The 2,976-nt window shown below is 73.6% G+C and carries 2 protein-coding genes; one reads left to right on the top strand and one right to left on the bottom strand.

Going from position 1 to position 2,976, the window contains the following annotated elements; all coding sequences use genetic code 11:
* The first annotated feature begins 256 nt into the window (after window positions 1-256).
* Complete coding sequence (gene proC, locus ADL22_RS12845) at window positions 257-1,069, top strand: pyrroline-5-carboxylate reductase (RefSeq protein WP_066977420.1); 813 nt, start codon at window positions 257-259, stop codon at window positions 1,067-1,069.
* Between the two features lie 430 nt (window positions 1,070-1,499).
* On the opposite strand, the gene trpS is transcribed toward proC, so the two are convergent.
* Window positions 1,500-2,513, bottom strand: coding sequence for a tryptophan--tRNA ligase (gene trpS / locus ADL22_RS12840; protein ID WP_066977417.1), 1,014 nt, complete (start codon window positions 2,511-2,513; stop codon window positions 1,500-1,502).
* Window positions 2,514-2,976: the final 463 nt, after the last annotated feature.

The following is a 2,976-nucleotide window of genomic DNA, read 5'->3' as shown; positions in this document are numbered from 1 at the left end:
CCCACGCCCCCCAACGGACCGCCCCACCACGACCCCCTCACCCCGAAACCAACCCACCAAACGAACACAAGTTCCCCGACCCTACGACCCGGCCCACCGGGCCCCAGCTCATCCACCGGGCCCCGGCCCAACCGGGTACGCGGCCGCACCCGGCGGGCTGCCCGCTACGTGGACACCCCCACACCCCACCCCCCACCGATGCAAGGATGACCGTGGACGAGAACCACCACCCACGCACCACCGGCGAGGCGAAACCATGACCCAGAAGGTCGCCGTACTCGGCACCGGCAAAATCGGCGAAGCCCTGCTCAGCGGCATGATCCGCGGCGGCTGGGCCCCCTCCGACCTCCTGGTCACCGCCCGCCGCCAGGAACGCGCCGACCAGCTCCGCACCCGCTACGGCGTCGCGGCGGTCAGCAACGCCGAGGCCGCCAAGTCCGCCGACACCCTGATCCTCACCGTCAAGCCGCAGGACATGGGCGCCCTGCTCACCGAGCTGGCCCCGCACGTCCCCGCCGACCGCCTGGTGATCAGCGGCGCGGCCGGCATCCCGACCTCGTTCTTCGAGGAGCGGCTGGCCCCGGAGACCCCGGTCGTCCGGGTCATGACCAACACCCCGGCCCTCGTGGACGAGGCGATGTCGGTGATCTCCGCCGGCACCCACGCCACCGCCGCGCACCTCACCCTCACCGAGGAGATCTTCTCGACGGTCGGCAAGACCCTGCGCGTCCCGGAGTCCCAGCAGGACGCCGCCACCGCCCTCTCCGGCTCCGGCCCGGCGTATTTCTACTTCCTCGTCGAGGCGATGACCGACGCCGGCATCCTGCTCGGGCTGCCCCGCGACAAGGCCCACGACCTCATCGTCCAGGCCGCCATCGGCGCCGCGGTGATGCTCCGCGACAGCGGCGAACACCCGGTCAAGCTCCGCGAGAACGTCACCTCCCCCGCGGGCACCACCATCAACGCCATCCGCGAACTGGAGAACCACGGCGTCCGCGCCGCCCTCATCGCCGCCCTAGAAGCCGCCCGCGACCGCAGCCGCGAACTGGCCTCCGGCACCACCACCTGACCCACCCGGGCCCCCTGTCGCCGCGCGGCTCCCCCTGTCGGGCGCCGCGCCGCGCCTGCCCGGCGCCGCCCCGCCGGACCGTCCCGCGCCCGCCACCCCTGGCACCGCCCCGGCCCTGCCCGGCACGGCCCCGGCCCTGTCGGACGCCGCGCCCCGCCTGCCCGGCCCCGGCGTGACCCGCCGCCCCTCGCCAGGCACGGTGCCGGCGAGCGGCCCGGGAATACCTCCCAACTCCCTTTTGTTGACGGCCCCATAGGGGGGCCTCGCATCCCCTACGGGATCCGTTCGCCTCCCCCTTACGGGCCGCCAAGCCCTGCCCGGGAAGCAGCCCCGTCGGGGAATAAGCCCCAACTCCCTTTTGTTGAGGGCCCCGTAGGGGGGCCTCGCGCCCCCTACGGGATCTGTTCCCCTCCCCCTTACGGGGCCGCTCCTATCGCCGCAGCAACCCCACCGCCTCGTACGCCGCGTCCACCCGGGGGCGCGCCAGTTCCCGGGCCCGGGCGGCGCCGGCCCGGAGGACGGCGTCGACGTAGCCGGGGTCGGCGGCCAGTTCCGCGTGCCGGGCCCGTACCGGCCGCAGCAGCTCCACCACCGCCTCCGCGGCATCCCGCTTCAGCGCCCCGCACGACGCGTAGCCCTCCGCCAGCTTCCCCGGATCGCCGTCCCGTCGGCAGGCGGCCAGCATCTCCAGCAGATTGGCCACCCCCGGCCGCGCCGCCCCGTCGTACGCCACCTCCGCCCCGTCATCCGCCCCGGCGGCCCGCGACACCTTGCGCCGCACCGCGTCCGGCTCGTCCAGCAGATGGATCACCCCGGCCGCGCCGCCCCGGCCCTCGCCCATCCGCGACCGCGGGTCCTGAAGATCCCCCACCCGCACCGCCACCGGCGCCCGGGCCGCCCGCGGTACGACGAACACCCGGCCGTACCGCTCGTTGAACCGCACCGCCAGCTCCCGGGTCAGCTCCAGCTCCCGCGCCCGGCCCGCACCCACCGGCACCTCGTCCGTCCCGTACGCCAGGACGTCCGCCGCCCACAGCGCCGGATACGTCAGCAGCGACAGCCGCGCCCCGTCCGCCGCCCGCGCCGCGCCCTCCCGGAACCGCGCCATCCGCTGGATCTCGTCCACCCCGGCGGTGCACTCCATCAGATACGCCAGCCGCGCGAGCTCATCGACATGGCTCTGTACGAACACCGTGCACCGCCCCGGATCCAGCCCCGCCGCCAGCAGCAGCGTCGCCGCCTGCCGGCTCAGCCGCCGCACCCGCGCCGGATCGTGCTCCACGGTCAGCGCGCGCAGATCCAGCACGCAGAACAGCGCGTCCGCCCGGTACTGGTCCTCCTCGGCCCACCGCCGCATCGCCCCGAGGTAGTTCCCCAGCGTCAGATGCCCGGTCGGTTCGACCCCGCTGAAGATCCGCGCGGCCCCCGTGCCCCTCTCGCCCATCACGCGTTCCGTCCCTCTCAGCTCGGGACCGTCGCCTGCACCGGCCGGTTACGGAAGGACTTGCGCGAACGGCCGCCGAAGCGGCGGCCGTGGTCCGGCATGTGCTGCCGGCGCGGCCGCCGTCAGGCAGCCCACCACACCTGTACGAGCACATGCGCAGTCATGCCGGCCAACGTACCGGCGCCGGCCGTCCCCCGCAGGGGTTTGATGCACCTCACCCACTCGTGTAGTGTTCTCCGAGTTGTCACGGAGCCGACGGCCCCGGACAGCCATCCCGCCGCATCGCGGCAACTCACTACTGCACGGCCTCCTCAACGGGACTGAATTCCGCATGCCGAAATTCATTCCGGGCGCCTGATTAGGCGTCACCGAGGAATTCCGCTAAAGTGGTGAACACCCCGCCGACGGGGAATCGGATCGAAATTCGAACCGCTCGCAGCTCTTCGAGATGCGGACCGGGACG

Source organism: Streptomyces sp. NRRL F-4489, from assembly GCF_001509485.1.
Classification (GTDB): domain Bacteria; phylum Actinomycetota; class Actinomycetes; order Streptomycetales; family Streptomycetaceae; genus Streptomyces.
This window is presented reverse-complemented; position numbering and strand designations above follow the sequence as displayed.

Coding starts and splice junctions, on each gene's coding strand:
- proC (WP_066977420.1), top strand. CDS start 257: ATGACCCAGAAGGTCGCCGTACTCGGCACCGGCAAAATCGGCGAAGCC.
- trpS (WP_066977417.1), bottom strand. CDS start 2,513: ATGGGCGAGAGGGGCACGGGGGCCGCGCGGATCTTCAGCGGGGTCGAA.